Source organism: Pantanalinema sp. (assembly GCA_036704125.1).
Classification (GTDB): Bacteria; Cyanobacteriota; Sericytochromatia; order S15B-MN24; family UBA4093; genus JAGIBK01.
The window spans coordinates 1-25,290 of record DATNQI010000063.1 but is presented as its reverse complement, the minus strand read 5'-3'; the positions used below and the strand labels follow the sequence as shown (position 1 = coordinate 25,290).

The window sequence follows — 25,290 nt, the reverse complement described above, 5'->3', positions numbered from 1 at the left end:
CCCTCGAGATTCTAGAACAACCGATTGAGTTCAAGCTAGCGCCGCCGGAGCTTGGAGAGGGCCTTCTTCGAGAAGCGCAGCGACACGCCGCGCGCCGCGAGGAACTCCTGGACGGCACGATAGAAGGCGTCGCGGTCCGGGGCCCTGATCACCGCCGTCGCGTCCGCCGCCGCGATGGTGTAGGGGTAGCCGCCGCCCGCGATCGCATCGGCCCGCACCACGTCCAGCACCTCGTCCAGAAGGCCCTGCTCCTGGATCCAGAGCGGGTACTCCAGGCGCGCCGGCGGAGCGTCCGCGCTGGTCTGGAGGTAGCAGAAGCCGATGCGGCGTGCCCAGTCGCCGTAGGCGTCGAGGATGCCCTCGCGGGCGCAGACGGCGCCCGGGGTGCGATCGCCCCAGCCCAGGCGCCCCGAAAGCAGGGCCGCGTCGCTCACCCCTCCGTGAGTCGACAGCCCCCCCCAGCAAGCGAGCATGGTCGAGAGGTCGTGGGCGTACGAGGTGTCCACGTAGGCGACCAGCGGCACCCGGGCGGCCTCGGCGTCGGCCAAGAGCCCCCGCACCAGCTCCACGTAGCGCTGGGCGTAGGCGTCCTGCTTGCGCTTCTCGGCAAAGGAGACCACCAGGCTGCCGTCGAGGTAGGCGATGCGCCCCGCGGGCCCCGGCTGCCCCAGGTAGCGGCGCAGGGCCGAGACCTCGAGCTCGAAGCGCGCGAGGTCCACCTTGCGCTTGGGGGGGCCCACCTCGTCCTCGCGCAGGTCGTCGGGGCCCAGCACGCGCACGTCCACGTCCTTGCGGTAGTGCGGGGCCTCGCGCGAGTGAAGGTTCTCGAACCAGCCCACCTGGACCAGGGCCACCGGCACCGAGAAGCGCCGGTCGGGCTCGATCTGGCTGCCGTCGGCGGCGAAGGTCGCCCGGCCCTCGAGCGTGGCGGCGGCCCATTCCCGCGCCGCGGCGTGATCGCTCCATGCCTGGCCGAAGGGGATGCGCGTGCCCTGGTCCCACTCCGCGGTGGGCACGGCGCCGGGAGCCTCGAAAGCTGCCAGGGCCTCGCGAACGTCCTCGGCGCGCGCGAGGCCGAGCGCGTCGAGCGCTGCCCCCAGCGCGTCGAGGCTCCCGCTCAGGGCGGCGTCGTAGGCGTCGAAGGCGCTCGCGCAGGCCTCGAGCGCCGCCGAGAGGCGATCGCGGTAGAGCATCGCTAGCTAGGCATCGAAGGCGTGGTCGAACGCGCGGGCCATGATGAGGGCCTCCTCGGGGATGTCGGCGACTCCCGCGTCGGTGGAGACCCAGGCCTCGCGCCCGAGCGCGGCGCTGGCGTCGCGATAGCCCTGCTGGATGTAGGCCTCGCGGAGCTCGGGCCGGAAGAAGCCCTCGAAGACGTCTCCCGGCAAAGAGGGCTTGGGGAAGATGGGGATCAAGCGCACGATCCGGCGCTCCAGAAGGTCGTCGAGGCTCTTGTAACCCGCGGCCTGGGCGAGGGTCTGGTTGAAGGCGTTCTGGAGGACGTTGCCGTTCCTGCCGCGCTTGAGCAGCTCGTGCAGGCGCTCGAGCTTGTCGTTCTCCTTGCGGACCTTCCGGTAGTTCTGGATGACGAAGCGACCCGCGAGCATCGAGAAGACCCGGCCCAGCACCCCGTAGAGGGTGTCGGGCTCGTGCTCGGGCCGATCGACCACCGTCACTCCCGAGACCACGAGCACCGTGTCGATCTCGGGGTCCATGCGGATCACGCGGCCGATGGGGGCGTTGTCCATCAGGCCGCCGTCGAACAGCATCGCCCCGCTCTGCGCGTCGCGGGTCGGGGGGAAGAGGAAGGGAAAAGAGCTCGACGCCTCGATCATCCGGGTCAGGCGAGGTTGGACGTTCGCCTCCCAGTCCTCGTGGCTCGCCTCGTTGCTCCAGACGTAGTCCTCGTAGACCGAGTAGCGGGCCGCGAGTTCCATCGCGTCGCTCAAGGAGGTGGAGCCCATCAGGTCGGTGGCGACCAGGCTCAGCTTGACGGGGCGCTTGATGACCTGCGGGAGGCGCACGTAGTCCTCCATGATCTGCCGGACGAAGTGGTGGGAGATGAGCGAGGCGAAGTCGCCGCGGATCAGCTGCTCGAAGGCGAAGAGGGAATCGAAGCCGATGCGCGGGCGGTACTGGCGGCGCAGGGGGTCGACCCCGATGCGGTTGAAGAGGGTGCGCAGGTTGCGGCGCTCCATCTCGTCGCCGTCCATCCGGCCGAAGCCCTGGTAGAGGTTCTGCGCGTTGACCGTCTCGCGCCAGTGGTGGACCAGCTCCGATTCGACCGCCTGGCCCGTGAACTGGCCCGCGGCGATGAGCTGGGCGGCGAAGGTCCCGTTGATGGCCCCCGCCGAGATCCCCACGATGGCGTCGGGATAGATCTGGTGCTCCGCGATGGCCTTGAGGACGCCCGCCTCGTACGCCCCCTTGGCGACCCCGCCGCACAGTACCAAACCAACCTTGCCCATGTCGCGCTCCTCCGGGCGAGCGCCATCGCTCGCACCCTCTTTGTACCCAGCAGGCGCATGATCGTCGCGCGCGCAGCGAAGCGGCCCTTGTTCAAAAAAATGGCCAACATGCTGAGGGCAAGTCGACCGTTCCCAGCACGAAGGGGGGCTGCACCCGGCTCCAAGGCCCAAGCTCGCCCCCTACACAAGCGCGAGAGCACGCGTTGTAGCCGGGGCGAACACCCCCTAGCATCGACCTCGGCGCACAGGGGCGGCATCACCGCTCGGACCTGATGCCGCCGGATGGCCCATAGGGCCAGGAGGTTGCGAACGATGAAACGGGTGAACATGCAAACCTGGATCGTCACCGGTCTCGCCATCGCGGCGGCCGGATGCTCGACCCCCGCTCCGACCGTCAATTCCACGGCCGACGCACAGCAGCCGGCCGCGCAGCTCGCCCCCGAGCGCGCCGTCCTCATGGATGGCCAGGCGACCAACGACGAGGTCCTGAAGGCGCTTCCCAGGCGGATCAGCGAGGCCGACGCGCAGAAGATGCTCGTCAATCTGCCCGCCGACAAGCTCCAGGGTCCGCTGGCGCAGGGCAACGAGCGCAGCACCCAGCAGAGATGGGGACGCGGCTGGCGCGGACGCGGCTTTGGCTGGGGTGGGCGCGGCTTTGGCTTTGGCGGCCTCGGCTGGGGCGGCTTCAGCTACTATCCCTATAACAACTTCTACTATCCGTACTACCTGTCCGCCGGCTACTACTACCCGTACTCGTATCCCTACTACGGCTCCTACTACTATCCGTACTACTACGGCTACGGCAACTACTATCGCCCCTACGCCTGGCGCTACGGCGCGCGCTGGTGGTAGGCGCCTAGCCCTGGCTCAGTGGCGCGGGATCCCGGCGGATCCCGCGCCACTTCTTGTTTTGCGCGTGATCCTCCCGTGATTTGGCCGCAACACCGCGGGCCTAGCATCGAGGCAGCTTGAGGCACCCCGAGGAGGACCCCGATGAACACCCAATCGCCCGAACTGGAGCAGCTCTTCCGCACCATCTCCATGGCCACCCTCATCATGGCCGTGGTCTGGCTCGGGGTCTTCCTGATGGATCCGCCGAGCGCCCTGGCTCCCGCCTCGCTCGCCCCGACGCGCCCCGACGCCCCCTTGATCAGCACCTACGACACGAGCGAGCGCGCCCAGGCCTTCCGCGGCCTGGTCCAGGACCTCAACTGATGAACTGAAGCGGCGGTGCTATAATGGCCGCATGGCAAAGAAAGTCGCAATCGGACTCAGCGGCGGGGTCGACAGCGCCGTGGCCGCCCACCTCCTCTTGCAGGCGGGGCACGAGCTGGTCGGGGTGACCTCGCTCAACTACGCAGAATCCCGCTGCTGCGACGCCCGCTCCGTCTTCGAGGCCAAGCGCGTCGCCGATTTCCTGGGCTTCCCCTACCACACCATCGACCTGATCCTGCCCTTCAAGCAGCGGGTGGTGGACGCCTTCACCGAGGGCTACCAGGCGGGCCTCACCCCCAACCCCTGCACCATCTGCAACGCCGAGGTCCGCTTCGAGGAGCTGTTCGACGAGGCCGAGTGGCGCTTCGAGGTCGAGGCCATGGCGACCGGCCACTACGCCCGGGTGCGCTACAGCGAGGAGCACGGCCGCCATCAGCTGCTGCGCGGGGTGGATCCGAGCAAGGACCAGTCCTACATGCTCTACCGCCTCGACCAGCGCCAGCTTGCTCGCGTCATCTTCCCGCTCGGTGAGCTCCACAAGGCCGAGACCCGCGCCATCGCCGAGCAGATCGGGCTCTCGATCGCCCACAAGGCAGACAGCCAGGACGTGTGCTTCGTCATGGGCGACACCCTGGGCTTCCTCAAGCGCGAGATCGGCGATCGCCTCTCGCCGGGCCCCATCGTGGACGTCAGCGGCAAGCGCCTCGGCACCCACGAGGGCATCGCCTACTACACCGTCGGCCAGCGCAAGGGCCTGGGCATCACGAGCGCGAGGCCCATGTACGTGGTGCGGCTCGAGCGCGCGACCAACACCGTGGTGGTGGGGCCCCGCGAAGCGGTCCTGGTCGACTCGCTCGTCTCGCGCGAGGTCAACTGGGTCTCCTGGGCACGCCCCGAGGCCCCCTTCAGGGCCGAGGTCCAGATCCGCTACAAGACGCCCCCCGCCCCCGCGACCGTCACCCCCACCGCCGACGGCTTCCGCATCGACTTCGACGAGGGCCAGTTCGCAGCCTCCCCCGGCCAGGTGGCCGCCGTCTACGCGGGCGACGTGCTGGTGGCGGGCGGCGTGATCGCCGGCTGAGCCCCGCAGCAAGGGAGGTCCCCATGCCCCGGCAGACCCTTTCGCCCCTCCTTGCCGCCCAGCGGGTCTTCTTCGCGAGCGGAAAGTCGAAAGCGCTTGAATTTCGCATGGAGAGCCTGCGCAGCCTGCAGGGCGCCCTTCAGCGGCGCGAGAAGGCGCTCTTCGACGCGCTGCGCGCGGACCTCGGCAAGTCCGAGGCCGAATCGTACCTGACCGAGGTCGGCTTCGTCCTCAAGGAGGTCCGGCACACCCTCAAGCACCTGCCCCGCTGGGTCCGCCCCCGCCGGGTCCCGACGCCCTTGGTCCTCCAGCCGGGGCGTCAGCGCCTCTACCACGAGCCCCTCGGCGCGACGCTCATCATCGCCCCCTGGAACTACCCGGTCAGCCTCTCGCTCTCGCCGCTGGTGGGCGCCGTCGCCGCAGGCAACACCGCCATCCTCAAGCCCTCGGAGCTTGCGAGCGCCTCCTCGCAAGCGATCGCCGAGGTGGTGCGCGAGGCCTTTTCCCCCGAGCACGTGGCGGTCCTCGAGGGCGGCAAGGAGGTCTCGGAGGCGCTCTTGGCCGAGAAGTGGGACCACATCTTCTTTACCGGCGGCACCGGGATCGGGCGGATCGTGGCCCGAGCCGGCGCCGAGCAGCTCGCCAAGGTGACCCTCGAGCTTGGCGGCAAGAGCCCCGCCATCGTCACCGCCAAGGCCCGGCTCGACGTGGCGGCCCGCCGCATCGCGTGGGGCAAGTTCACCAACGCGGGCCAGACCTGCGTGGCACCCGACTACCTGCTCGTCGAGAAGGGCGTCTACGGGCCCTTCCTCGACGCGCTCAAGGTGGCCATCCGGGAGATGTACGGGGACGACCCCGCCGCGAGCCCCGACTACGGCCGCATCGTCAACGCGGCGCACTTCGAGCGCCTCTGCCGCCTCATCACCCCGGAAAACGTCGTGGTGGGCGCCGAGCATGACGCCGAGCGGTGCTACATCGCCCCGACCGTCCTGCGCGACGTGTCCCCCTCGCACCCGGCCATGCAGGACGAGATCTTCGGCCCCGTCCTGCCGGTGCTCAAGGTCGAGGACCTGGACGAGGCGATCGCCACAATCGGCAACCACCCCAACCCGCTCGCGCTCTACGTCTTCTCGGAGGACCGGGCCGAGCAGCAACGGGTGATCGCGCAGGTGCCCTTCGGCGGCGGCTGCGTCAACAACACCATCGTTCACCTGGCCGATCCCGGCCTGCCCTTCGGGGGCCGCAACGAGAGCGGGCTCGGGGCCTACCACGGCGAGCACTCGTTCGAGACGTTCTCTCACCGCAAGGCCGTCCACGAGGCCGCGACCTGGCTCGATCTGGCGCTCAAGTACCCGCCTTACGCCGGGCGCCTGGGGCTGCTGAGGAAGTTGATCCGGTAATAAGGCGTTCAGCCCTGAGCGGGAAGCTCGCCGCGCTCGCGCAAGAGCGCGATCGCCTTCTCGACGGTCTCGCGCTCGCTCTTGTAGGTCAGGATGGGAAGGGTCTGGTCCAGGGGCCACCAGCGGGCCTCGTCCACCTCGTCGCAGGCGTCGGTCGCTTCGCCGCTTACGTAGCGCAGCAGGTAGAAGTGGACGGTCTTGTGGACCTTGACCTCCTCCTCCTTGGCGTAGAACCAGTAGGAGATGGTGCCGAGCCGATCGACGACCTCGCCCTCGACGCCGGTCTCCTCGAAGATCTCGCGCCGGGCGGTCTGCTCGAGGGTCTCCCCGGCCTCGACGCGGCCCTTCGGCAGCGCCCAGACGCGCCCGCCGCGAATGGCGATGAGCGCGACCTCGAGCCGCCCCTCGTGCCGGCGGAAAACCAGGCCGCCCGAGGAAACTTGGTGCTTGACCTTGGCCAAGAGGGCTTCCCATCCTTTCAAATCCGCAAGGGATGCCTTGAGGAATGGTTCATTCTAACACGCAAGGAGCCGAAAGAGGCGCTAGAATTACTCCATGGCCGCGTTCCGCTACCTCATGCTCAACAAGCCCTACGACGTCCTGAGTCAATTCTCGGGCGACGATCCCGCGCAGACCCTCAGGGGCTACGTCGGCGTCCCGGGGGTGTACCCGGTCGGACGCCTCGACAAGGACTCGGAGGGCCTGCTGCTCTTGAGCGACGACGGTTCGCTCGCGCACCGGCTCACGGACCCGCGCTACGAGCACCCCAAGACCTACCTGGTCCAGGTCGAGCGCGTCCCCGACGAGGCCGCGCTCCAGGCCCTGCGCACCGGGGTCGTCTTCGAGGGCAAGCGGAGCCGCCCGGCCGAGTTCGAGCTGCTGGGCGAGCCCCCGGCGCTGGGCGAGCGGCCCGTGCCGGTGCGCTTCCGCAAGAGCGTCCCCACCGCCTGGCTCAGGGTCGTGCTGCGCGAGGGGCGCAACCGCCAGATCCGCAAGATGACCGCCGCGGTGGGCTTCCCCACCCTGCGCATCTACCGGGTCGGACTCGGCGGCCTCTCGCTGGGCCCCCTGGCTCCCGGCCAGTGGCGCGACCTGACCCACGAAGAGGTCGCCGCGCTCCGGGCCCTCTTTCGGCCGCCTTCACTCGGCGGCCGGCGTCGCAGGTAAGCTGAACCAGAAGGTGCTGCCCTTGCCCGGCTCGCTGTCGACCCCGACCTCGCCGCCGTGGGCCTCCACGATGGTCCGGACGATGGGCAGCCCGAGCCCCGTGCCACCCGCCTTCTTGCCCGCCTCGGTCTGGAAGAACTGCTCGAAGAGATGAGGGATGGCCTCGGCCGGGATCCCGACGCCCATGTCGCTCACCTCCGTCCGGACGCGACCGCCGACCACCCTGCAGGCCCGCACCGCGATCCGCCCGCCGGCGGGGGTGAACTTGATGGCGTTGGAGAGCAGGTTGTTGAGCACCTGGGTCAGGCGGTCCGGATCCGCCACGAGGGTGAGAGGTTCGCTCAGGGGCTCGAGCTCGAGGGCCACCCCCCTGCGATCGGCCTCGTAGGCGAACTTGGCGCAGGTCTCGCGCAGGAAGGGGCCGTAGTCGAACTCGACCCGCTCGATCTTGAAGCGCCCGGACTCGAAGCGCGCGAAATCCAGCAGCTCGTTGAGCAGGCGGGCCATGTAGTCGCTGGACTTCAGAATCTGATCGACGAACTGTCGCTGCTCGTCGCCGAGGCTCCCGCCCATCCCCTCCTGCAGGAACTCCGCATAGCCCACGATCGAGGTGAGGGGAATGCGCAGGTCGTGGCTGACGGCGTTGAGGAAGGTCCCCTTCACCTTGTCGAGCTCGGTCAGCTTGTCCATGGCGACCTGGAGGCGCCGGTTCGCGTCCTGCAGATCGGTGACGGTCGTCCTCAGGTGCTCGGTCGTCACGTTGAAGCACCTGGCGAGCTCGTCGACCTCCTTGAGCTCCTCCGGGCCCGCCCTCACCGACAGGTCGCCACCCGCGACCGCCCTCAGGGCGCCGCTCAGGCGATCAAGGGGCCTCTCCAGCAGCGGGATCATGAGCGAGGCGAACCCCATGGCCGCGAACAGCGCGGCGACCATGAGCATCAGCGCCAGGAAGAGGCGCAAGGCCACGTCGGTCACGAGCCGGACCTGGTCGATGACCGCCACCGCCTGCAAGCCGGCCTGAGGAATGGCGATGTGGACGACCTGAAGCCCGGCCAGCTGCTGGGCCATGGTTGGCGCCGAGGGCGGTTTCTGGGACACCCAGACGGTGCCGAAGGCCCCAAGGAGCGGCAAGCGCGCCTGCAGGGCAGGCGGCGCGGGCTTCCCGCTCGAGGCGAGCACCTTGCCCCGCCGGTCGACGATGAGCAAGCTTTCGAGCTCCGGCGGGCGCAGCCGGTCCATCTCCCTGCCCAGCGACGGCGCGAGCGCCCCGGCCCGGGGGCCGTCGAGGACATGGACGCTGACCCTGCGAAGGGTCTGGTAGGCGATCGTCTCCACCCGCTCGTTCCAGCCGCGGGTGAACTGCCGCGTCCCGACGAAGGTCAAGGGCACGGTGGGGATGCTGGCGACGAGCACCATCATCACCATCAGCAAGCTCCTCACATCGACCGTCGGCAGGCGTGGGTGCGGATAGGCCAGGCGCAACCGGTCGCGCATCCAGGGCCAGAGCAAGAGGCCGTCGGCCGCCGCCGCGCAGATCAGGGCGTTGAGGAGTTGCTTGCAGCCGAACGTGAGGAGGGTGAGGAGGGTGAGGAGGGTGAGGGGCGTGAAGGCGAGGGGCCACGCAGGCTCGTACAAAAGTTCGGAGGGAATCCCGAACAGCAGCCAGAACAAGGGGGCCGTCACCAGCGGCATCCGCCCCGGGGCGAGCGCGCCGACGAAGGCGCCCATCGCCCCCATTCGCAGCGGCGCGAGGGGATCGTGCCAGTAGAACAGGGTCGGAAGGGTCGAGAAGACGCCCACGAAGGCACCGACCACCGGCCCCCCGATGACGGCCGCCACCAGGACGGGCACCAGACCGAGCAGAAATGAGAGGCCCGGGAAGAGGGTGAGCGGGAAGGCGTTGAGAAGGGCCCCCACACCCGAGAGGAGCAGCACGGTGATGATGCGTTTCAGCTTCGGGTCCATGTGACCCCCTTGGCCGGCTCAGGCTTGCGGGCTGACGAGCGCGTCCCCCTGCCAGCGTTCGCCGTCCTCCGCCTCGAGGCGCTCGCGCAGCTCGGGCGGAATCGAGATGGGACGTCCCTCCCGGTTGACCACCACGTGCGCCGTCCAGCCCTCGGTGACGAGGCGATCGCCCTTGTAGACCCGGTAGGCGAAGCGGAACGAGCGGCTGCGCAGCTCGGCGATCCGGCTGACGATCGTCAGCTCGTCGTCGTACCGGACCGGAGCCAGGTACTTCGCTTGCAGCTCGGCGACCACCACGAAGGCCCCCGAGGCCTCCATGGCGTTGTAGTCGAGGCCGATGGCGCGCAGGTAATCCCCGCGCGCCACCTCGAACCACACGATGTAGTTGGCGTGATAGGCGACCTGCTGGGCGTCGGTCTCGGCGTAGCGAACGCGCAGCGAGGTCTTGACTTCGCGCGACAGGCTCATGGCGTCAGGCCCCCTCTAGCGGGGCCATTATACTACGGCCGCGTCGTAGCCCTCCTCGCGCACCGCGTCGAGGAGCGAAGGGAGGCTCGCATCGCCCTCGACCCGGGCGATGCCGGTCGCGAGGTCCACCGAGACGCGCGTGACGCCCGGAACGGCAGAAAGGGCGGAAGTGACGTGCTTGACGCAGTTCTGGCAGGTCATGCCCGTGACGCTCAGCGATTGCATGGCGGGGATCATCCTCCTAGCGAACCTCTTGCCCGCCTTCCGCGTCCCGGCGCAGGATGAGCTCCAGCTTCTCGCGGTTGCGGTCGATCGAAGAGGTGGTGATGCCCACCAGCAGCTGCAGGGGCATCAGGTTGTGGGCGACGACGTTCTCCTCCTCGTCGCAGGCGTCGAACTCGATGTAGTCCTGGCCGATGCGGGTGAGGCGGGCGAGGTAGTAGTTGTTGGTCGGCGCGAAGAACAGTTCGACCAGGTCGCCTTCATCCATGATCTTCCGCAGGCGATCGCGCAATGTCATGACGTGGACCTCCTTGATTTTCGACGGCAGGGCAAGGCCAAGCGCCCGCGCCACACGCTCGCAAGCTTCTTATTCCCGAAACATGGGCCGAATATCGGCACCGGTCCGCCCGGGACCGGGGGGGCCCATCGCGCAAACGAACATTGTAGCGCATGGAGACCGGGAGCATAATCCGCGTGCCGATTCTGTCCGAAGGAGGTTGCCATGCGCCGTCGTGAGTACGATCTAGAGAACCGCATCGTCGAGCTGCTCGGCCCCGGGCCCGGCCCCGAGAAATTCGTGCTCGACCAGCTGGACGACGCCCATTTCGCCTGGCACCTGGAGCACGCAGGACGATTGATCCCGCCCGAGGAGATCAGCGACGCCTGGCGCGCGTACGCCGAGGACGGCCTCTGCCGCATCGGGCGGACGCCCGGAATGGGGGTCGAGCTGGCCGCAGGCCTGAAGCACCGCGGCTAGTCGTCTTCGGCCGCCAAGCCGCTGATCGAGGCAACTTTTCCTGCGATTTCGCGATAAGATCGAAAGGTCCTGCGATCTGCGGAGGAAGCCTCCTTGTCCCGACGCGCCCTCGATCCCATCGCGCTTCTCGTCGCGGCCCTCACGGCCGCGACGGCCGGCTGCGGACTGGGCGGCGGGGCGGGGGTGAGCCCTACCGCGCACCAGATGGCGAGCGCCGGCAAGATGCCCTCCGGCACCTACTCGACCAGGCGGGTGCTCGTCTCTTTCAAGGCGGGCCAGGCGGCCTCGGGCAAGGAGAGCCTGACGGCGCGCCTCGGCTTGCGCGCGCTCCAGGACCTGCCCCAGCTGGGCATGAGCGTGTTCGCCCTGCCCGCCTCGGCCAGGCGTGAGATCGCGCTCGGCGCCATCGCCGCCCAGCCCGCCGTCGCCTCGGTCGAGGCCGATGTCCGCATGCATGCCGGCTACCGCCCCCAGGACCCCGACTCGAGCCTCGGGGCCTTCAGCGGCCTCTACGTCGGCTTCCGCGCGTCGCTCTACCAGGCATGGGACGCCACCCTCGGCGACCCGCGGGTGGTGGTCGCGGTCGTCGACACCGGGGTGGACGTGACCCACCCCGACCTGCGCGATCGCGTCGTGACGGGCAAGAACTTCGTCAAGCAGATCGAGGAGGACCAGGACGACGGCACCACCAAGCTGGTGGACCTCCTTGACAAGGGCCCCATGGACGACAGCGGCCACGGCACGCACGTGGCGGGCATCATCGCGGCCTCCGAGAACTCGAGGGGCATCACCGGCATGGCCCCGCGCTGCCGGATCATGCCCGTCAAGAGCCTCGCCTACAACGAGAGCGGCTTCTCCAGCGACGTGGCGAGCGGCGTGGTGTGGGCCGTGGACCACGGCGCCCACGTGATCAACATGAGCCTCGGCGCCTACGGCGGCTCGAAGGCCCTCGAGAAGGCCGTGGCCTACGCCCTGTCGCGCAACGTGACGGTGGTGGCCGCCATGGGCAACGACCGCGCCGACCCCGACGCCGGCTACGGCGTGAGCCCGAGCTACCCCGCGGCGCTCCCCGGGGTGATCGCGGTGGGGGCGACCGACGGCGACGACAAGAGCGCCTACTTCTCCAACGCCGGCCGCTGGATCTCGGTGTCGGCCCCCGGCGACGGCATCCTCTCGACCACCCCGACCTACCCGGTCCACGGCCTGGTCGCCCAGGACTACGACCAGATGTCCGGCACCTCCATGGCGACCCCGTTCGTCGCGGGCCTCGCGGCCCTCATGCTCAGCCACACCCCGGGCCTCAGCCCCCAGCAGGTCAGAACCCGCCTCGAGGCGAGCGCCGACGACGTGGGGGTGCCGGGCTTCGACACCGCCACCGGCCACGGCCGGATCAACCCCCTGCGGGCCCTGGGGATGAAGTAACAGCCACCCGTTGCCTCCAATCCCCCAGCGCCTATGATGGCCTCGTCTCCTTCCAGCAAGGAGCAGGAGGGCCGCATGCGCATCAGCTCGCTCACCCCGCTCGTCCTCGCCGTGACCGTGGCGATCGCGGCCTGCCAGCAAGGCAAGCCCGCCGCGAAAGCCCCGAGCGGAGGCGGTGGCGGCCCTGGAGCCGCCTACAACCCGAGCGACCAGCCCGCAGTCAACCAGCTCGGCTCGCAGGGGCCCGTGGTCTCGGGGGGGCGCCTGCAGCGCTCCGAGGGAGGGGCCAACGCGGGGGCCTACGGGGCCACCCCCCCCGAGGGCGTGCGCGGCTCGGGCAGTGCCTTCAACCCCCACGAGCAGGCCCAGGCCAAGAGGAAGCAGTTCGACAAAACGCGCCAAACGCCCTAGGGACCCGGGCCGCGGCGGGGTGACCCTCGTTTCGCTCCTGCGGGATGATAAGATGGGACCTCACCGTATCGCCCCGGTGGCATCCCGACAGGAGCGGCCATGCTGACCCCCGCCTATCCCGCGCTCTCGGGCAAGATCTTCGGCTTCAACGCGGAGCGCGAGGCCATCGTCTCGGACGTGATCGCGCGCGAGTACGAGCGCAAGGCCGCCTCCCAGAGCGCCCTGGAGCTTGCGATCAACGACGCCGCCGTCCAGGAGATCGCCCGGCTCGAGGGCGCGCGCAAGTCGCCCGCGCTCGATCGCTGGCGCGACGTCTACCGCACGCTGGGCCACCGCCCCCTGGCCGAGAAGCAGGCCCTTTACCGGCGCCTGCTCGCGGATTCGGCCCGCGGCATCGTCGGCAACTTCGACCCGAAGGTGTACAACTTCGCCACCCGGGCCGTCCCCTACGGCCTCACCTGGCTCTTCAAGAAGCAGAGCCGGCTGCCGGCGCTCTCCCCCTCGCTCGCCGACCGGATCCACGTCGAGGGCCACACCGACACGCTGCGCGCGCTGGCAGAGCGCGGCACGGTCATCCTGGTGCCCACCCACTCGAGCAACCTCGACTCGCTGGTCATCGGCTACGCCCTGTACCACCTGGGCCTTCCGCCCTTCACCTACGGCGCCGGCAAGAACCTCTTCACCAACGCGCTCCTGTCCTTCTTCATGCACAACCTGGGGGCCTACAAGGTCGACCGCAGGCTCACCTACGGCCTCTACAAGGATGTCCTCAAGACCTACTCCACGGTCCTCTTGGAGCGTGGCTACCACTCGCTGTTCTTCCCGGGCGGGGGGCGATCGCGATCCAACGCCCTCGAGTCCAGGCTCAAGCTCGGCCTGGTGGGCACGGGGCTTGCGGCCTACATCAACAACCTGCGCGCGGGCAAACCCAACCCCGAGGTGTTCGTGGTGCCGGCCACCCTCAACTACCACCTGGTGCTCGAGGCCGAGACCCTCATCGACGACCAGCTGCAGCGGGTGGGCAAGTCGCGCTACATCATCGAGAACGACGAGTCGGCCCAGGCCCGCCGGATCGCGAGCTTCGTCCACCAGATGCTCAAGCTGGACACCAGCATGGTGATCCGCTTCGGCGAGCCGCTGGATCCGTTCGGGAACGCGGTCGACCGCGACGGGGTCAGCCGCGACCTGCGCGGGCGCGCCATCGACATCCGCAAGTACGTCGAGGTGGACGGCGAGGCGCGGCACCGCGCCCAGCGCGACGCCGAGTACACCCGCGAGCTGGGCGGCGCCATCGCCAGCAGCTACCGCAAGAACGCGGTGGTGCTCTCCACCCACCTGGTGGCCTTCGCCCTCTTCGGTCTCGCCAAGGAGCGCCACCCCCAGCTGGACCTGTTCCAGCTGCTGCGGCTGCCCGACGACACGGCCTATCCGCTCGCCGAGGTCTGCGAGCGGATCGATCGCCTGCGCGATCGCCTGGTCCGCCTGGGCGAGGCGGGCGAGGTGGTGCTCGGCGACCACGTCCGGGACGACGGCACCGAGGCCCTGGTGGACCAGGCCCTGCGGATCTTCGGCGTCTACCACACCCGGCCGCTCGCCGAGCGCGCGGGCGACGAGGTGCGCCTGGTCGACCTCAAGCTGCTCTTGTACTACCACAACCGCCTGACGGGCTACGGCCTGGAAGAGGCGCTCTTTCCCCAGGAGGCCCGCCCATGACGACCCCGCACGGCGTTTCGGTCATCGGGGGCGGCTCGTGGGGCACGACCATCGCCCACCTCATCGGCGAGAACGGCCATCCGGTCAAGCTCTGGATGCGCGACCCCGAGCAGGTGGCCGAGCTCAACCTCAAGCACCGCAACGAGCGCTACCTGGGGGATCTCGCGCTCAGCCCGCGCGTGCTCGCCGTCAGCTCCCTCGAGGAGGCCGCCCGCGACGCGGCCACCCTCGTCATCGTGACCCCCAGCCACTCGCTAAGGACGATCGCCCGCGAGCTCGGCGACCACCTGGACGGCTCCAGGATCCTGATCCATGGGATCAAGGGGCTCGAGCCCGGCACCTTCAAGCGCATGAGCCAGGTTCTTCGCGAGGAGACCTGCTGTCGCAAGATCGGCGTGCTCTCGGGGCCCAACCTCGCCAAGGAGGTCGCCCAGGGCCAGCCGAGCGCCACCGTCGTCGCCTCCGCCTACCAGGAGGTCGTCGAGGCCGGCGTGTCGCTGCTCAAGAGCAAGACCTTCCGCGTCTACGGCAACGACGACGTGGTCGGCACCGAGCTGGGAGGAACCCTCAAGAACATCTTCGCGATCGCGGCGGGCCTCGCCCACGGCCTCGGCTTCGGGGACAACACCAAGGCCCTCTTGCTGACGCGCGGCCTGACGGAGATGACCCGCCTCGGCGTCCACATGGGCGCCTCGGTCTCGACCTTCTCGGGCCTCTCGGGGATCGGCGACCTGATGGCCACCTGCTTCAGCCCCCTCTCGCGCAACTACCAGGTGGGGTACCGCCTCTCGAAGGGCGAGACCCTCGAGGCCATCACCCACGACCTCAAGCAGGTTGCCGAGGGGGTCCGGACCACCCGGACGGTCGCGGACTACGCCCGCGCCAAGGGGCTGTACCTGCCGATCACCCAGGGGGTCGCCCGGGTCCTGTTCGAGGGGGCGACCCCCCAGCAGGCCCTGTCGGGCCTGCTCGAGGTGGGCCGCAACCCCTTCGAGACCGACGCCCCCGATCGCGAGATCTCGATCCTGTGATCTTACGCTCGACACCTTGCCATGTCGTTCAACAGGTGTTATCATGCTTTGTGTATAGGCTGTACAGGATTCACCAGCCGTCTATCGCATCTTTTCGAGTTGGGGGCCTTCGCGGTGACCGCGGGGGCCCTGGTGATTGAAGGGGCGCGTGAAACCGCAAGTCCGTTCCGTTAGGGAGTATTAAGTCAATGGCCATGTTTACCGAGCAAACGATCACCTGCGTCGATTGCGGAGCCCAGTTCCCCTTCACCGTCTCCGAGCAAGAGTTCTACGCCGAGAAGGGTTTCAGCAACCCTCCCCGTCGCTGCAAGCCCTGCCGCATGGCTGCCAAGGCCTCCCGCGAGGGTGGCACCGGCGGCTTCGGCTCGGCCCGTCCCCAGCGCGAGCTGTTCGACGTGACCTGCAGCGCCTGCGGCGTCGCCACCAAGGTGCCCTTCAAGCCCAACGGTGCCAAGCCCGTCTACTGCCGCGACTGCTTCCGCAAGTAAGCATTCCGCGCTGCGAGGCCCCTTCCACTCCGGTGGAAGGGGCCTCGTGCTTTGTTCCCCGCCCCACCAAGGGGCGGGAGTCAGTCGCCGGATCGGGTCGTAATGCCCAGCTTGCCAGGATCCGCATGCCGAAGAGCGCCGAGGACCTCGTCGTCCTCGGCGCTCTGCGCGACTTCCTGGGGGGCTAGGCCACCGGGACCCGCTCGGGCTCGGGCACGGGGTGCCCGGCGCGCCAGAGCATCAGCCAGCGGTACAGCACCGGCAAGAGGAAGAGGGTGAGGGCCGTCGAGGTGAAGAGGCCCCCGATGACCACCCACGCGAGCGGCCGCTGGATCTCGGATCCGATGCCGTGCGACAGCGCCAACGGCACCAGGCCGAGGCTCGCGACCATCGCCGTCATCAGGACCGGCCGCAGGCGCACCGCGGCCGCCTCGCGCACGGCGCTCTCCAGCCCCAGCCCCTCGTGCCGCAGCTTGTTGAAGGTGCTCACCAGGATGACCCCGTTCTGCACCGCCACCCCGAACAGGGCGATGAAGCCCACCGAGGCGCTCACGCTCAGGTGCTGCCCCGACAGGAAGAGGGCGACGATCCCGCCGATCAGGGCGAAGGGGATGTTCAGGAGGATGAGCGCCGACTGGGTCACCGAGCCGAAGGTCCCGAACAGAAGCGCGAAGATCAGCCCGATGACGATGGGCACGACGATCGAGAGGGTCGCCATGGCGCGCTGCTGGCTCTCGAACTGCCCGCCCCACGTGATCCAGTAGCCGCTGGGGGTCGGAACCTCGCGCTTGAGCGCCTCCTTGGCCTCGGCCACGAACGAGCCGATGTCCCGGCCCCGCACGTTCGCCTCGATGACGATGCGGCGCTGGCCGTTCTCGCGGCTGATCATCGCCGGACCGCTCTCGACGGTGATCCGGGCCAGGTTACCCAGCGGCACCCGGGCGCCGGTGGGGGTGGGCACCAGGATGGTGCCCAGCTTGTCCGGGTCGTTGCGATCGCCCTCGCTCAGGCGCACCGCGACCCCGATCCGGCGCTGGCCCTCCTGGATCTCGGTGGCGACCTTGCCGCCGATGGCCGCCGAGACCACCTCGCCCAGATCGTCGATCGCAAGGCCGTGGCGCGCGAGCGCCTCGCGGTCGTAGCGGATCTGGACCTGGGCCAGGCCCGCGGTCTGCTCGGTCTTGACGTTGATGGCGCCGGGGACCTTCTGGAGGACCGCCTGGATCTTGGCGGCCTGGTCGGCCAGCACCGCCATGTCGTCGCCGAAGACCTTGACGGCCACCTGGCTCTTGACCCCCGAGACCATCTCGTCGACGCGCACGGCGATGGGCTCGCCGAACGAGAGGCCGATGCCGGGGACGTGGCTGACGGCCTCCTGCATCTTCTCGACGAGGGCCTCCTTGTCCTTGGCCGTCACCCACTCCTCGCGGGGCTTGAGCTTGACGAAGATATCGGACTGGCTGACGTCCATGGGGTCCGAGGCGACCTCGGCGCGGCCGGTGCGGCTGACGACCGCCTCCACCTCGGGGAAGGCCTTGAGGATCTTCTCGACGGCCATGGACTGTGCGTTCGCCTTGGTCAGGGAGATGCTCGGCAGGCGCGAGGCCGTGATGACGGTCGAGCCCTCGTCCATCTTGGGCAGGAACTCGGAGCCGAGGCTCGGGACCAGGGCGAACGACGCCAACAGAGCGGCGACCGAGCCGCCCAGGAGCCAGGAGCCGTGAGTGAGCGACCAGTCGAGCGCGCGGGCGTAGCCCCGGCGCACGTGGGTCAACAGGGGGTTCTCCTTCTCGCTCAGGGGGCCCTTGAGCCAGTACGAGGCGAGGACCGGCACCAGGGTCAGGGCGAGGAAGAGCGAGCCCAGCATGGCAAAGGAGATGGTGAAGGCCATGGGGCTGAACATCTTGCCCTCCATCCCCTGGAGGGTGAAGAGGGGCAGGAACACCACGATGATGATGGCGATGGCGAAGACCACCGGTCGGCCAACCTCGGCGGCCGACCGGTAGATGGTCTCGACCAGCGGGTGCTCGCCGTGCTCCTCGCTGAGGTGGCGGAAGATGTTCTCCACCATGACGATGGCGGCGTCGACCATCATGCCCAGGCCGATGGCGAGGCCCCCCAGGCTCATGAGGTTGCCCGGCAGGTTGAAGAGCTTCATCATCGCGAAGGCGAAGAGCATCGCCAGCGGAATGGTCACGGCCACGATCATGCTGGATCGCAGGTTCCACAGGAAGAAGAGCAGCACCGCCACGACCAGCACGCCGCCCTCGAGCAGCGACTTCTCGACGGTGAGGACCGCCTTCTCCACCAGCTCGAGCTGGTCGTAGAAGGGCTCGAGCTTCACTCCAGGAGGAAGGATCTTGTTGGCCTCGGCCAAACGCTCCTTGACCCGGCCGATCACCTCGCGCGAGTTCTCGCCCTTGAGCTTCATGACGATGCCGACCACGGTCTCCTGCCCGTCGCGCGTGGCGGCGCCCTGGCGCGGGGCCGCGCCCTCGACGATCCGGGCCACGTCGCGCAGGTAGACGGGGTGTCCCTGGCGGGTGGCCACCACGGTGCTCTCGAGCTCCTCGGGGCGCTGCACCAGGCCGAGGCCCCGGATCAGGTACTGCTCGTCGCCGTGCTCGAGGTAGTTGCCCGCGGCGTTGGCGTTGTTGCGCGCGACCGCGTCGACCACGTCGTGAAGGGCCAGGCCGTAGGCCGCGAGGCGATCCGGCTTGACCTCGACCTGGTGCTGCTTGAGCAGGCCGCCCAGGCTGTTGACCTCGGTCACGCCCGGCACCGCGCGCAGGAAAGGCCTGACGATCCAGTCCTGGATCGAGCGGCGCTCGGCCAACGAGAGCGGGCCCTCGACCGAGTACTGGAAGACCTCGCCCATCCCGGTGGCCACCGGGCCCATGGCGGGCCGGACCCCCTCGGGCATCTGGCTCTGGACGTTGCTGAGGCGCTCGCCGATGAGCTGGCGCGCGAAGTAGATGTCCACCCCGTCGTGGAAGACGACGGTGATGACCGAGAGGCCGAACTTGGAGGCCGAGCGGACCTGGGCCACCTTGGGCAGGCCGTTCATCTCGATCTCGATGGGGTAGGTGACCAGGCGCTCGACCTCGGCGGGCGCGAGCCCCTCGGCCTCGGTCAGGATCTGGACCTGGACGTTGGTGACGTCCGGGAAGGCGTCGATGGGCAGACGCTGGAAGGAGAAGAGGCCCACCCCGACCAGCATCAAGCAGATGATCAGGGTCAGGAGGCGCTGGCGCAGCGAGAAGCGAATGAGACGGTCGATCATGCTACTCCTCGCCTCCGAACAGGTCCTTGCGGGCCTGCGCGCGAAGGTCGAAGCTGCCGCGGGAGATGACCGTCATGCCCTCGCTCAGCCCCTCGAGCACCTCCACGTAGTCGCCGTAGCGATCGCCCAGCTTGAGCGCGACCTCCTTGTAGCGATCGCCGCCCAGGGGGGTGTAGGCGTAGGCCCGCGCGTCCTCGCGCTGCACGGCCGTGAGCGGCACGCTGAGCACCCCGGGACGCGGGAAGGCGATGGAGACCTTGACCGACATGCCGGGGCGCAGGCCGCCGTCGGGGTTGGGCAGATCGACGAGCGCCTCGCCCGTGCGGCTCTCGGCGTCCAGGGTCGGCGAGAGGCGAACGACCTTGCCCCGGTAAGCCTTGCCCGGCACGGCGGCCAGCGAGACCGTCGCGACCTGGCCCGGACGGACCGAGAGGAAGTCCTTCTCGGCGAGATCCGCCCGGACCCGGACGGTGGAGAGGTCGATCAGGGCGAAGAGGGGCGCCTGGGCCTCGGGGGTCACGTACTGACCGACGGTCGCCGTGCGCTCCACCACCGTGCCCGCGAGCGGGGCCCTGAGCACCACCAAGGGATCGATGCGGCCGCGCCCCTCGAGGGCCGCGACCTCCGCGTCGGCAAGCCCCATCAGGCGAAGGCGCTCGCGGGCCTCGGCCCGGGTGACGCGCGCGGCGTCGAGGCGCTGGCGGGCGGCTTCCAGGTCCTTGGTCGCAGCCACCTCGGCGGCGATCAGCTTCTTGACCCGCTCGACCTCGCGGCCGCAGAGTTCGGCCTCGCTGCGGGCCCTGAGGTAGACGGCCTGGGCCTCGCCCAGCTCCGTGCTCTTGAGGGTCGCGAGCGCTGCGCCCGCGGCGACGCGATCGCCCACCTTCGCGTGGAGCCTCACCAGGTGGCCCTTGAGGGTCGGGAGCACCATGCTCTGGCCTTCGGGGCGCGGCACGATCTGGCCGATGGCGGCCTGGTTCGCCACGAGCGAGCGCCGCGAGACCCTCGCGGTCTCGAGGGTGACGAGGCGCCGGGAGGCTTCGGGGAGGGTCACCTCCTCGGAGGCCGTCGCCTCGGCGGCTTGCGGGGCGCGGGGATCGGCTTGCTTGCTGCAGCCGACCAGGAGCAGAAGGGTGACGAGGCCCAGGAAGAGGGGCTTCATGGCGGGGTCTCCTTAACGTCCAGCGGCGCTCTCGAGCCGCAGGTAAGACAGTTGGTATGAAAGCAGGGCTTGAAGGCGCTCGGAGGCGACGTCCGAGAGGCCGTGCCGGGCCGCGGCCAGCTCGGTGAGCGAGCCGATGCCGGCCTTGCGCCGCGCCGTGGCCTTCTCGAGCTGATGCTCGGCGAAGGGCAGACCGCGCGCGTCGATGTCCTTGAGGCGCGCCTGGGCTTCGAGCGAGGCGTAGTAGGCGGCGAGGACCTCCTGGGCGATCTCTTGATCCTTGACCAGGCGCTCGGCCTCGAGACGCGAGGCCTCGGCCTCGGCGCCGGCGCGCTCGCCAGCCTGGTCGTAGCGCACGGGCAGCGGCAGGTCGAAGGCGCCGTACACGAGCGGCTCGGTGTTGGCGGCCGTGCCCAGCTGGGCCTGCACCTCGCCGTTGCCGAAGCGCATGGAGTCGGCGAGACGCACGCCGCGCTGCTCGCGGCGCCTAGCGACCGCGATCTCCTTGGGCTCGAGGCGCTGCGCGCGGGCCTCGGCGAGCCACGTCTCGAGGGGCGCCAGGGGGGCGATCTCCTTCTGGTCGAGCGAAAGCGGAGCGACCGGGGATCCGGGGGCGCGGCCGAGCAGGAAGGCGAGATGGGCCTCCAGGCCGAGGACCTGCTGCGCGGCGCTGCGGCGCTCGCGCTCGAGCTTCATCAGCTCGAACTCGGCGTCCACCCGCTCGTGGGGGGCGAGCGCCCCCGCGGCGATCTGCGCGTTCACGCGCGAGAGCTCCTCTTGCTGCCAGGTGAGGTCCCGATCGTGGACCTTGAGGGCCTCGCGAGCGCCCCAGAGGCGGTAATAGGCCTCCTTGGCCTGCAGCGCCACCTGCTTGGAGAGGCGATCGCGCGAAAGCGCCAGGATCTCGACGTCCTCGGCGACCTGCTCCTTGCGCTGGGCGGCGAGCCCGCGAAAGTCGAGGGGCTGGCGCAGGCCCAGGGTGAGCATGTTGTTGGCCGCCTGGGGCGAGAGCTGGAGCTGGCCGATCAGGCTGGGGTTGGCGGGGGCTCCTGCGGCCGTGGCCCGAGCCTTGGCGGCGATGATGGCCTGATCCATGGCCTTGAGGGCCGGGCTGTGGGCCACCGCCTCGCTCGCCACATCCGCGAGCGAGGCGGTGGCTTGGCTCCAGGCGGGAGCGGGGAGAAGGGCGAGCGCGCATAAGGAAGCGAGCAAGGTGCGAAGCTGGATCACTGGGTGCTCCGTGTCGTAGAGGACGGTCGTTACCTCGAATGATAGCAAAGGTTCGTGAAAAAAACGGGAACCCAACGATCGATGAATCCCCCTGCCAAACTCTGCCCGGGATCGAATTTCAAAAAAAACGCCGTCGGTCTATTTTTGGCTCGTGGCGGCACCAGCGTGCCGCCGGAGCATGAAGGAGTGCGAACCCATGAAACGAGTGACCACGACGATGGTGATGGCGGCCATGGCCGTCTCGATCCACCTGAGCGGCTGCGGCCGCGTCACCCCCGGCCCGATCCAGGCGCCCCCGGCCACGAGCCAGGTGGCAACGACGCCCAGCTTCTTCGTCCTCGACGCGGCCGCCAGCAGCAACGCCCAGGTTTTGTCGGGCCAGAGCACCCACGCCCAGATCATGAGCCAGCTCAACCTCGACGACGCCCAGAAGACCGAGCTCAAGCTGATCCGCTCCAAGGTCAGGGCCCTCTTCAACCGGGAAGAGATGAAGGCCAAGTGGCAGAACATGCAGGCCCTCCTGAACGCCCAGATCGTCGACGCCGACGCCCTCAAGGCCTTCATCGCGTCCATCGACGCCGACCACAAGGCGAGGGTCGACGCCATGGTGGCGCTGGCCGGCGAGATGCGCGACGTGCTGACCGACGAGCAGCGTGACAAGCTGGTGTCGCTGGTGAGCGGCGAGCAGACCGGCGCCATGGCGGCCCAGGCCCTCTCCACCTTCCGCACCAACACGATCAACGCCCTCAACCTGAGCACCAGCCAGCAGGAGACGCTCACGGCCTTGCAGGCCCGCATGGAAGCCCAGCACGACGTCAAGCGCGAGGCCAAGCGCAAGGCCTTCATCCAGTTCATCGTGGACGGCAACCAGCTCGCGCTGGCCGACAGCCTCAAGCGCAGCATCGGCCACGACGACGTGGACACCTCGATCCAGTGGCTCGGCAGCCTGAGCCAGGACCAGCGCAAGATCCTCGTCGACCGGCTCGCGGAGATCAAGAAGGCCCACATGGCCCTCATGACCGAGGAGTAACCGCCCTCGTGCGGCACGGCCTGGGAGCGGCGCGCCGCTCCCAGGCCGTCTCTTCTGATATGCTGGGGGCATGCGCATCCTGGTGATCGAAGACGAACCTCCCCTCGCGAACGCCCTGCACGAGGCCCTCAGCGCCCAGGGTCACGCCGTGGACGTGGCCCACGACGGCGTGGAGGGGCTCGACCTGCTGCGCGCCGTCCCCTTCGACCTGGCGGTGCTCGACGTGATGCTGCCGCTGCGATCCGGCCTCGAGGTCTGCCGCGAGGCCAGGCGAGAGGGAGTCGAGACCCCCATCCTGATGCTGACCGCCCGCGACACCCTGCAGGACAAGGTGCAGGGGCTCGACGCGGGGGCCGACGACTACCTGGTGAAGCCCTTCGAGCTGCCGGAGCTGATGGCGCGGGTCCGGGCGCTCTTGAGGCGCAACTCGACCCAGAAGGAGGCCGTGCTCGTCGTGGGCGACCTCTCGCTGGACCCCGCCACGGGCGAGGTCTGGCGCGCGGGGCAGAGCATCAAGCTGGGGCGCAAGGAGCGCGCCCTGCTCGAGGCCCTGATGCGCAGCGCGGGGCGCACCCTCACCCACGACCGGATCGTCTCCCACCTGTGGGAGCTCGACGCCGAGCCGAACCCCGAGGTGATCCGGGCCCACGTCAAGGGCCTGCGCCGGGCCATCGGCGACCAGTCGGAGCCGCGCCTCATCCAGACGGTCCACGGCATCGGCTACCGCCTCGCCCCCCCATGATCCGCGCCCTCAGGCGCCGCCTGAGCGCCTATTACCTGAGCGTGCTCGCCCTGATCCTGGTGGGGTACGGGCTGGGGGTTTACGGGGCGACCCGCGCGGTGCTGCTGCGCGGCTTCGACGACGTCAACCGGCATGCGATCGCCGACGTCGCAGGCAAGCTCGCGCGCGCCGGCGGCGACCTGGAGGAGCAGCGCCACGAGCTCGACGAGATCGGGCTGGAGCACGAGGAGCACCTGGCCCTGCTGGATCCGAGGGGGCACGCCCGCCTCATCCGAGGCACCCCCCTTACCCCCGAGCCCCCCCTGAGGCCGGGGATATCGACCTACCCGGCCCGCGCCGATCGCCCCGCCATGCGGATGCTGGTCGTCCCCCTCGAGCACCACGGGGTGCTCCACGGCTACCTGCGGATCGGCCAGTCCCTCACCGAGACCGACCACGCCCTGAGGGCCCTCGGGATCGCCCTGGCGCTCATGGTGCCCCTGGGGCTCTCGATCGCATGGCTGGGGGGGAGGTGGCTGATCGGCATCGCCGCCAAGCCGCTCGAGGAAGCCCTGGAGCGCGAGCGGCAGTTCACCCGGGACGCCTCGCACGAGCTGCGAACGCCCCTCGCCGTGATCCTGGCGCACGCCCAGCTCGGGCTGACCCTGCCCGAGCTGGGCGCGGCCGCCCGGGACAAGCTGGAGCTTATCGTCGCGACCGCGCGCAAGATGAACGCCCTGCTCGCCGATCTGCTCGCGCTGGGCCGGATCGACGCCGGGGGGGGAGGCTCCTCGCTGCGCTTCTCGCTCCTGGAGCTGGTCGAGGAGGAGGTGGAGGCCTTCATGCCGCTCGCCCAGGCGCGGCACGTGAGCCTTTCGCTCGCCCCGCAGCCGGACGGCGCATGGATCCACGGCGACCCGGCGCGCATCGGCCAGGTCACGCGCAACCTGCTCGACAACGCCATCCGCTACACCCCGCCCGGTGGCTCGGTGAAGGCTAACCTCCGGCTCGAGCACGGCGCGGTCTGCCTCGACGTGACCAACACCGGAAGCGCCATCTCGAGCGAGCAGCGAAAGCTGGTCTTCGAGCGGTTCCATCGGCTCGAGGCGGGCCGCGCCGCGAACCCGGACGGCTCGGGGCTGGGGCTTTCGATCGCCCGGGCGATCGCCCGCGCCCACGGCGGCGAGCTCTCGCTGCTGGAATCCACCGAGCGCGCGACGACCTTCCGGCTTCGCCTGCCCCGGCGCCAAGGCCACCCGCCGGATCAGGGCGGGAGGCCTTGAGCCGGGCCCTAGGCCCCCGGCGCGCTCAAGCGAGGTAGCGCGCCGGGCGCGATCGCCACGCGCCCCTCGAAGCGGGGCCCCACCCCCGCCTGCTCGTCCCTGAAGAACGCGATCGCCCCGAGCAACGCCTCGGCCTGGCGCTGCAGGTCGTGGACCGCCCCCGAGATCCCGTGGGTGGCCGCGAGGGACTCGTGGATGCTTTGGTCGATCTCCGCGATGGCTAGCTGCACCTGATCGCCCCCGACCTTCTGCGCGCCGGTCGCCACGGACACCTCGCGGGTCATGCGGGTCATGGTCCCGACGGCCACGATGATGTGCTCGCTGCCGAGGGCTTGCTCCTTGGTCGCCTCAAAGACCTGGCGGGTCAACAGGCGCATGTTCTCGATCGCCCGGGTGATCTGGGCCGAGGCGAGGGTCTGCTCCTCGGTGGCGTGGGCGATCTGGCCCATCAAGGACGAGGCCTCCAGGACCGCAGCGACGATCTCGGCGAGCGAGGCGCCGGCGCCCTGGGCGAGGCCCGTGCCCTCCTGGATCGCGGCCTCGCCCTGCCGGGTGGAGGCGACGGCCTGCTGCGTCTCGCGCTGGATGCCCTTGATGAGCGTGGCGATCTCGCCGGTGGCGCGGGCCGAGCGCTCGGCGAGCTTGCGCACCTCGTCGGCGACCACCGCGAAGCCCCGGCCGTGCTCGCCCGCGCGTGCCGCCTCGATGGCCGCGTTGAGGGCCAGGAGGTTGGTCTGCTCGGCGATGTCGTCGATCACCTCGATGATCGCCCC

At 69.6% G+C, this 25,290-nt stretch carries 25 protein-coding genes; 14 read left to right on the top strand and 11 right to left on the bottom strand.

The window, feature by feature from the left end; translation table 11 throughout:
- Positions 1-35: 35 nt before the first annotated feature.
- Complete coding sequence (locus V6D00_10215) at positions 36-1,193, bottom strand: DNA double-strand break repair nuclease NurA (GenBank protein HEY9899545.1); 1,158 nt, start codon at positions 1,191-1,193, stop codon at positions 36-38.
- 6 nt (positions 1,194-1,199) lie between these two features.
- Positions 1,200-2,468 carry a patatin-like phospholipase family protein gene (locus V6D00_10210; GenBank protein HEY9899544.1) on the bottom strand — a complete coding sequence of 423 codons (1,269 nt, stop codon included), beginning with the start codon at positions 2,466-2,468 and terminating at the stop codon, positions 1,200-1,202.
- 312 nt (positions 2,469-2,780) lie between these two features.
- Between V6D00_10210 and V6D00_10205 the strand changes: the two genes are divergently transcribed.
- The 4 genes from V6D00_10205 (at position 2,781) to V6D00_10190 (ending at position 6,164) form a co-directional block, all read left to right on the top strand.
- Positions 2,781-3,320: a hypothetical protein gene (locus V6D00_10205; protein ID HEY9899543.1), complete on the top strand. Its 540-nt coding sequence runs from the start codon at positions 2,781-2,783 to the stop codon at positions 3,318-3,320.
- Positions 3,321-3,461: 141 nt separating this feature from the next.
- On the top strand, positions 3,462-3,683 hold the full coding sequence (locus V6D00_10200) for a hypothetical protein (protein ID HEY9899542.1): 222 nt from the start codon (positions 3,462-3,464) through the stop codon (positions 3,681-3,683).
- A gap of 31 nt (positions 3,684-3,714) precedes the next feature.
- On the top strand, positions 3,715-4,764 hold the full coding sequence (mnmA, locus tag V6D00_10195; protein ID HEY9899541.1) for a tRNA 2-thiouridine(34) synthase MnmA: 1,050 nt from the start codon (positions 3,715-3,717) through the stop codon (positions 4,762-4,764).
- Between the two features lie 23 nt (positions 4,765-4,787).
- Entirely contained in the window at positions 4,788-6,164 is a 1,377-nt protein-coding gene (locus V6D00_10190; GenBank protein HEY9899540.1) for an aldehyde dehydrogenase, read from the top strand.
- A gap of 8 nt (positions 6,165-6,172) precedes the next feature.
- Here the strand turns inward: V6D00_10190 and V6D00_10185 are convergent, their stop codons facing one another.
- Positions 6,173-6,625: an NUDIX hydrolase gene (locus tag V6D00_10185; protein ID HEY9899539.1), complete on the bottom strand. Its 453-nt coding sequence runs from the start codon at positions 6,623-6,625 to the stop codon at positions 6,173-6,175.
- Positions 6,626-6,719: 94 nt separating this feature from the next.
- On the opposite strand from V6D00_10185, the gene V6D00_10180 reads away from it, so the two are divergent.
- Positions 6,720-7,331 (top strand): pseudouridine synthase, encoded by a 612-nt coding sequence (locus V6D00_10180; GenBank protein ID HEY9899538.1) that lies wholly within the window; start codon positions 6,720-6,722, stop codon positions 7,329-7,331.
- Here the strand turns inward: V6D00_10180 and V6D00_10175 are convergent.
- Genes V6D00_10175 through V6D00_10160 form a run of 4 tightly spaced genes read right to left on the bottom strand, consistent with a single transcriptional unit; the run spans position 7,305 to position 10,284 of the window.
- The gene (locus V6D00_10175) at positions 7,305-9,296 is read right to left on the bottom strand and encodes an ATP-binding protein (GenBank protein HEY9899537.1); all 1,992 of its coding nucleotides are present in this window, start codon (positions 9,294-9,296) and stop codon (positions 7,305-7,307) included. The genes V6D00_10180 and V6D00_10175 overlap by 27 nt on opposite strands.
- Before the next feature lie 18 nt (positions 9,297-9,314).
- Positions 9,315-9,764, bottom strand: a complete 450-nt coding sequence (locus V6D00_10170; GenBank protein HEY9899536.1) for a thioesterase family protein — start codon at positions 9,762-9,764, stop codon at positions 9,315-9,317.
- Between the two features lie 27 nt (positions 9,765-9,791).
- Positions 9,792-9,989: a heavy metal-associated domain-containing protein gene (locus tag V6D00_10165; protein HEY9899535.1), complete on the bottom strand. Its 198-nt coding sequence runs from the start codon at positions 9,987-9,989 to the stop codon at positions 9,792-9,794.
- A 16-nt stretch (positions 9,990-10,005) separates the two neighbouring features.
- Positions 10,006-10,284 (bottom strand): hypothetical protein, encoded by a 279-nt coding sequence (locus V6D00_10160; GenBank protein ID HEY9899534.1) that lies wholly within the window; start codon positions 10,282-10,284, stop codon positions 10,006-10,008.
- 204 nt (positions 10,285-10,488) lie between these two features.
- Here V6D00_10160 and V6D00_10155 point away from each other — a divergent pair, with 204 nt between their 5' ends.
- From V6D00_10155 to V6D00_10130, 6 genes are all read left to right on the top strand, one after another.
- Positions 10,489-10,743 (top strand): hypothetical protein, encoded by a 255-nt coding sequence (locus V6D00_10155; GenBank protein ID HEY9899533.1) that lies wholly within the window; start codon positions 10,489-10,491, stop codon positions 10,741-10,743.
- A 93-nt stretch (positions 10,744-10,836) separates the two neighbouring features.
- Positions 10,837-12,165, top strand: a complete 1,329-nt coding sequence (locus tag V6D00_10150; protein HEY9899532.1) for a S8 family serine peptidase — start codon at positions 10,837-10,839, stop codon at positions 12,163-12,165.
- Between the two features lie 75 nt (positions 12,166-12,240).
- Positions 12,241-12,576, top strand: coding sequence for a hypothetical protein (locus tag V6D00_10145; protein HEY9899531.1), 336 nt, complete (start codon positions 12,241-12,243; stop codon positions 12,574-12,576).
- Between the two features lie 99 nt (positions 12,577-12,675).
- A complete protein-coding gene (locus tag V6D00_10140) occupies positions 12,676-14,289 on the top strand; it encodes a 1-acyl-sn-glycerol-3-phosphate acyltransferase (protein HEY9899530.1) in 1,614 nt (537 codons plus the stop codon).
- On the top strand, positions 14,286-15,320 hold the full coding sequence (locus tag V6D00_10135; GenBank protein HEY9899529.1) for an NAD(P)H-dependent glycerol-3-phosphate dehydrogenase: 1,035 nt from the start codon (positions 14,286-14,288) through the stop codon (positions 15,318-15,320). Before V6D00_10140 ends, V6D00_10135 begins: the two co-directional genes overlap by 4 nt.
- A gap of 188 nt (positions 15,321-15,508) precedes the next feature.
- Positions 15,509-15,808: a zinc-ribbon domain containing protein gene (locus V6D00_10130; protein ID HEY9899528.1), complete on the top strand. Its 300-nt coding sequence runs from the start codon at positions 15,509-15,511 to the stop codon at positions 15,806-15,808.
- 184 nt (positions 15,809-15,992) lie between these two features.
- On the opposite strand, the gene V6D00_10125 is transcribed toward V6D00_10130, so the two are convergent.
- Genes V6D00_10125 through V6D00_10115 form a run of 3 tightly spaced genes read right to left on the bottom strand, consistent with a single transcriptional unit; the run spans position 15,993 to position 21,483 of the window.
- Positions 15,993-19,091, bottom strand: coding sequence for an efflux RND transporter permease subunit (locus tag V6D00_10125; protein HEY9899527.1), 3,099 nt, complete (start codon positions 19,089-19,091; stop codon positions 15,993-15,995).
- A 1-nt stretch (position 19,092) separates the two neighbouring features.
- Entirely contained in the window at positions 19,093-20,253 is a 1,161-nt protein-coding gene (locus tag V6D00_10120; GenBank protein HEY9899526.1) for an efflux RND transporter periplasmic adaptor subunit, read from the bottom strand.
- A 12-nt stretch (positions 20,254-20,265) separates the two neighbouring features.
- Positions 20,266-21,483 carry a TolC family protein gene (locus V6D00_10115; protein ID HEY9899525.1) on the bottom strand — a complete coding sequence of 406 codons (1,218 nt, stop codon included), beginning with the start codon at positions 21,481-21,483 and terminating at the stop codon, positions 20,266-20,268.
- A 196-nt stretch (positions 21,484-21,679) separates the two neighbouring features.
- Here V6D00_10115 and V6D00_10110 point away from each other — a divergent pair, with 196 nt between their 5' ends.
- The 3 genes from V6D00_10110 (at position 21,680) to V6D00_10100 (ending at position 24,517) form a co-directional block, all read left to right on the top strand.
- Positions 21,680-22,513 carry a Spy/CpxP family protein refolding chaperone gene (locus V6D00_10110; GenBank protein ID HEY9899524.1) on the top strand — a complete coding sequence of 278 codons (834 nt, stop codon included), beginning with the start codon at positions 21,680-21,682 and terminating at the stop codon, positions 22,511-22,513.
- Positions 22,514-22,583: 70 nt separating this feature from the next.
- Positions 22,584-23,255 (top strand): response regulator transcription factor, encoded by a 672-nt coding sequence (locus V6D00_10105; protein ID HEY9899523.1) that lies wholly within the window; start codon positions 22,584-22,586, stop codon positions 23,253-23,255.
- Positions 23,252-24,517, top strand: a complete 1,266-nt coding sequence (locus V6D00_10100; protein HEY9899522.1) for a HAMP domain-containing sensor histidine kinase — start codon at positions 23,252-23,254, stop codon at positions 24,515-24,517. The genes V6D00_10105 and V6D00_10100 overlap by 4 nt, the downstream gene beginning before the upstream one ends.
- 8 nt (positions 24,518-24,525) lie before the next feature.
- Here the strand turns inward: V6D00_10100 and V6D00_10095 are convergent.
- Positions 24,526-25,290 (bottom strand): methyl-accepting chemotaxis protein (locus tag V6D00_10095; GenBank protein ID HEY9899521.1); only part of this gene is annotated, 765 nt, incomplete at its 5' end.

What these genes read in the sequence shown, in the direction of transcription:
- V6D00_10215 (HEY9899545.1), bottom strand. Translation starts at nt 1,193, where the DNA reads ATGCTCTACCGCGATCGCCTCTCGGCGGCGCTCGAGGCCTGCGCGAGC.
- V6D00_10210 (HEY9899544.1), bottom strand. Translation starts at nt 2,468, where the DNA reads ATGGGCAAGGTTGGTTTGGTACTGTGCGGCGGGGTCGCCAAGGGGGCG.
- V6D00_10205 (HEY9899543.1), top strand. Translation starts at nt 2,781, where the DNA reads ATGAAACGGGTGAACATGCAAACCTGGATCGTCACCGGTCTCGCCATC.
- V6D00_10200 (HEY9899542.1), top strand. Translation starts at nt 3,462, where the DNA reads ATGAACACCCAATCGCCCGAACTGGAGCAGCTCTTCCGCACCATCTCC.
- mnmA (HEY9899541.1), top strand. Translation starts at nt 3,715, where the DNA reads ATGGCAAAGAAAGTCGCAATCGGACTCAGCGGCGGGGTCGACAGCGCC.
- V6D00_10190 (HEY9899540.1), top strand. Translation starts at nt 4,788, where the DNA reads ATGCCCCGGCAGACCCTTTCGCCCCTCCTTGCCGCCCAGCGGGTCTTC.
- V6D00_10180 (HEY9899538.1), top strand. Translation starts at nt 6,720, where the DNA reads ATGGCCGCGTTCCGCTACCTCATGCTCAACAAGCCCTACGACGTCCTG.
- V6D00_10175 (HEY9899537.1), bottom strand. Translation starts at nt 9,296, where the DNA reads ATGGACCCGAAGCTGAAACGCATCATCACCGTGCTGCTCCTCTCGGGT.
- V6D00_10170 (HEY9899536.1), bottom strand. Translation starts at nt 9,764, where the DNA reads ATGAGCCTGTCGCGCGAAGTCAAGACCTCGCTGCGCGTTCGCTACGCC.
- V6D00_10165 (HEY9899535.1), bottom strand. Translation starts at nt 9,989, where the DNA reads ATGCAATCGCTGAGCGTCACGGGCATGACCTGCCAGAACTGCGTCAAG.
- V6D00_10160 (HEY9899534.1), bottom strand. Translation starts at nt 10,284, where the DNA reads ATGACATTGCGCGATCGCCTGCGGAAGATCATGGATGAAGGCGACCTG.
- V6D00_10155 (HEY9899533.1), top strand. Translation starts at nt 10,489, where the DNA reads ATGCGCCGTCGTGAGTACGATCTAGAGAACCGCATCGTCGAGCTGCTC.
- V6D00_10145 (HEY9899531.1), top strand. Translation starts at nt 12,241, where the DNA reads ATGCGCATCAGCTCGCTCACCCCGCTCGTCCTCGCCGTGACCGTGGCG.
- V6D00_10140 (HEY9899530.1), top strand. Translation starts at nt 12,676, where the DNA reads ATGCTGACCCCCGCCTATCCCGCGCTCTCGGGCAAGATCTTCGGCTTC.
- V6D00_10135 (HEY9899529.1), top strand. Translation starts at nt 14,286, where the DNA reads ATGACGACCCCGCACGGCGTTTCGGTCATCGGGGGCGGCTCGTGGGGC.
- V6D00_10130 (HEY9899528.1), top strand. Translation starts at nt 15,509, where the DNA reads ATGGCCATGTTTACCGAGCAAACGATCACCTGCGTCGATTGCGGAGCC.
- V6D00_10125 (HEY9899527.1), bottom strand. Translation starts at nt 19,091, where the DNA reads ATGATCGACCGTCTCATTCGCTTCTCGCTGCGCCAGCGCCTCCTGACC.
- V6D00_10120 (HEY9899526.1), bottom strand. Translation starts at nt 20,253, where the DNA reads ATGAAGCCCCTCTTCCTGGGCCTCGTCACCCTTCTGCTCCTGGTCGGC.
- V6D00_10110 (HEY9899524.1), top strand. Translation starts at nt 21,680, where the DNA reads ATGAAACGAGTGACCACGACGATGGTGATGGCGGCCATGGCCGTCTCG.
- V6D00_10105 (HEY9899523.1), top strand. Translation starts at nt 22,584, where the DNA reads ATGCGCATCCTGGTGATCGAAGACGAACCTCCCCTCGCGAACGCCCTG.
- V6D00_10100 (HEY9899522.1), top strand. Translation starts at nt 23,252, where the DNA reads ATGATCCGCGCCCTCAGGCGCCGCCTGAGCGCCTATTACCTGAGCGTG.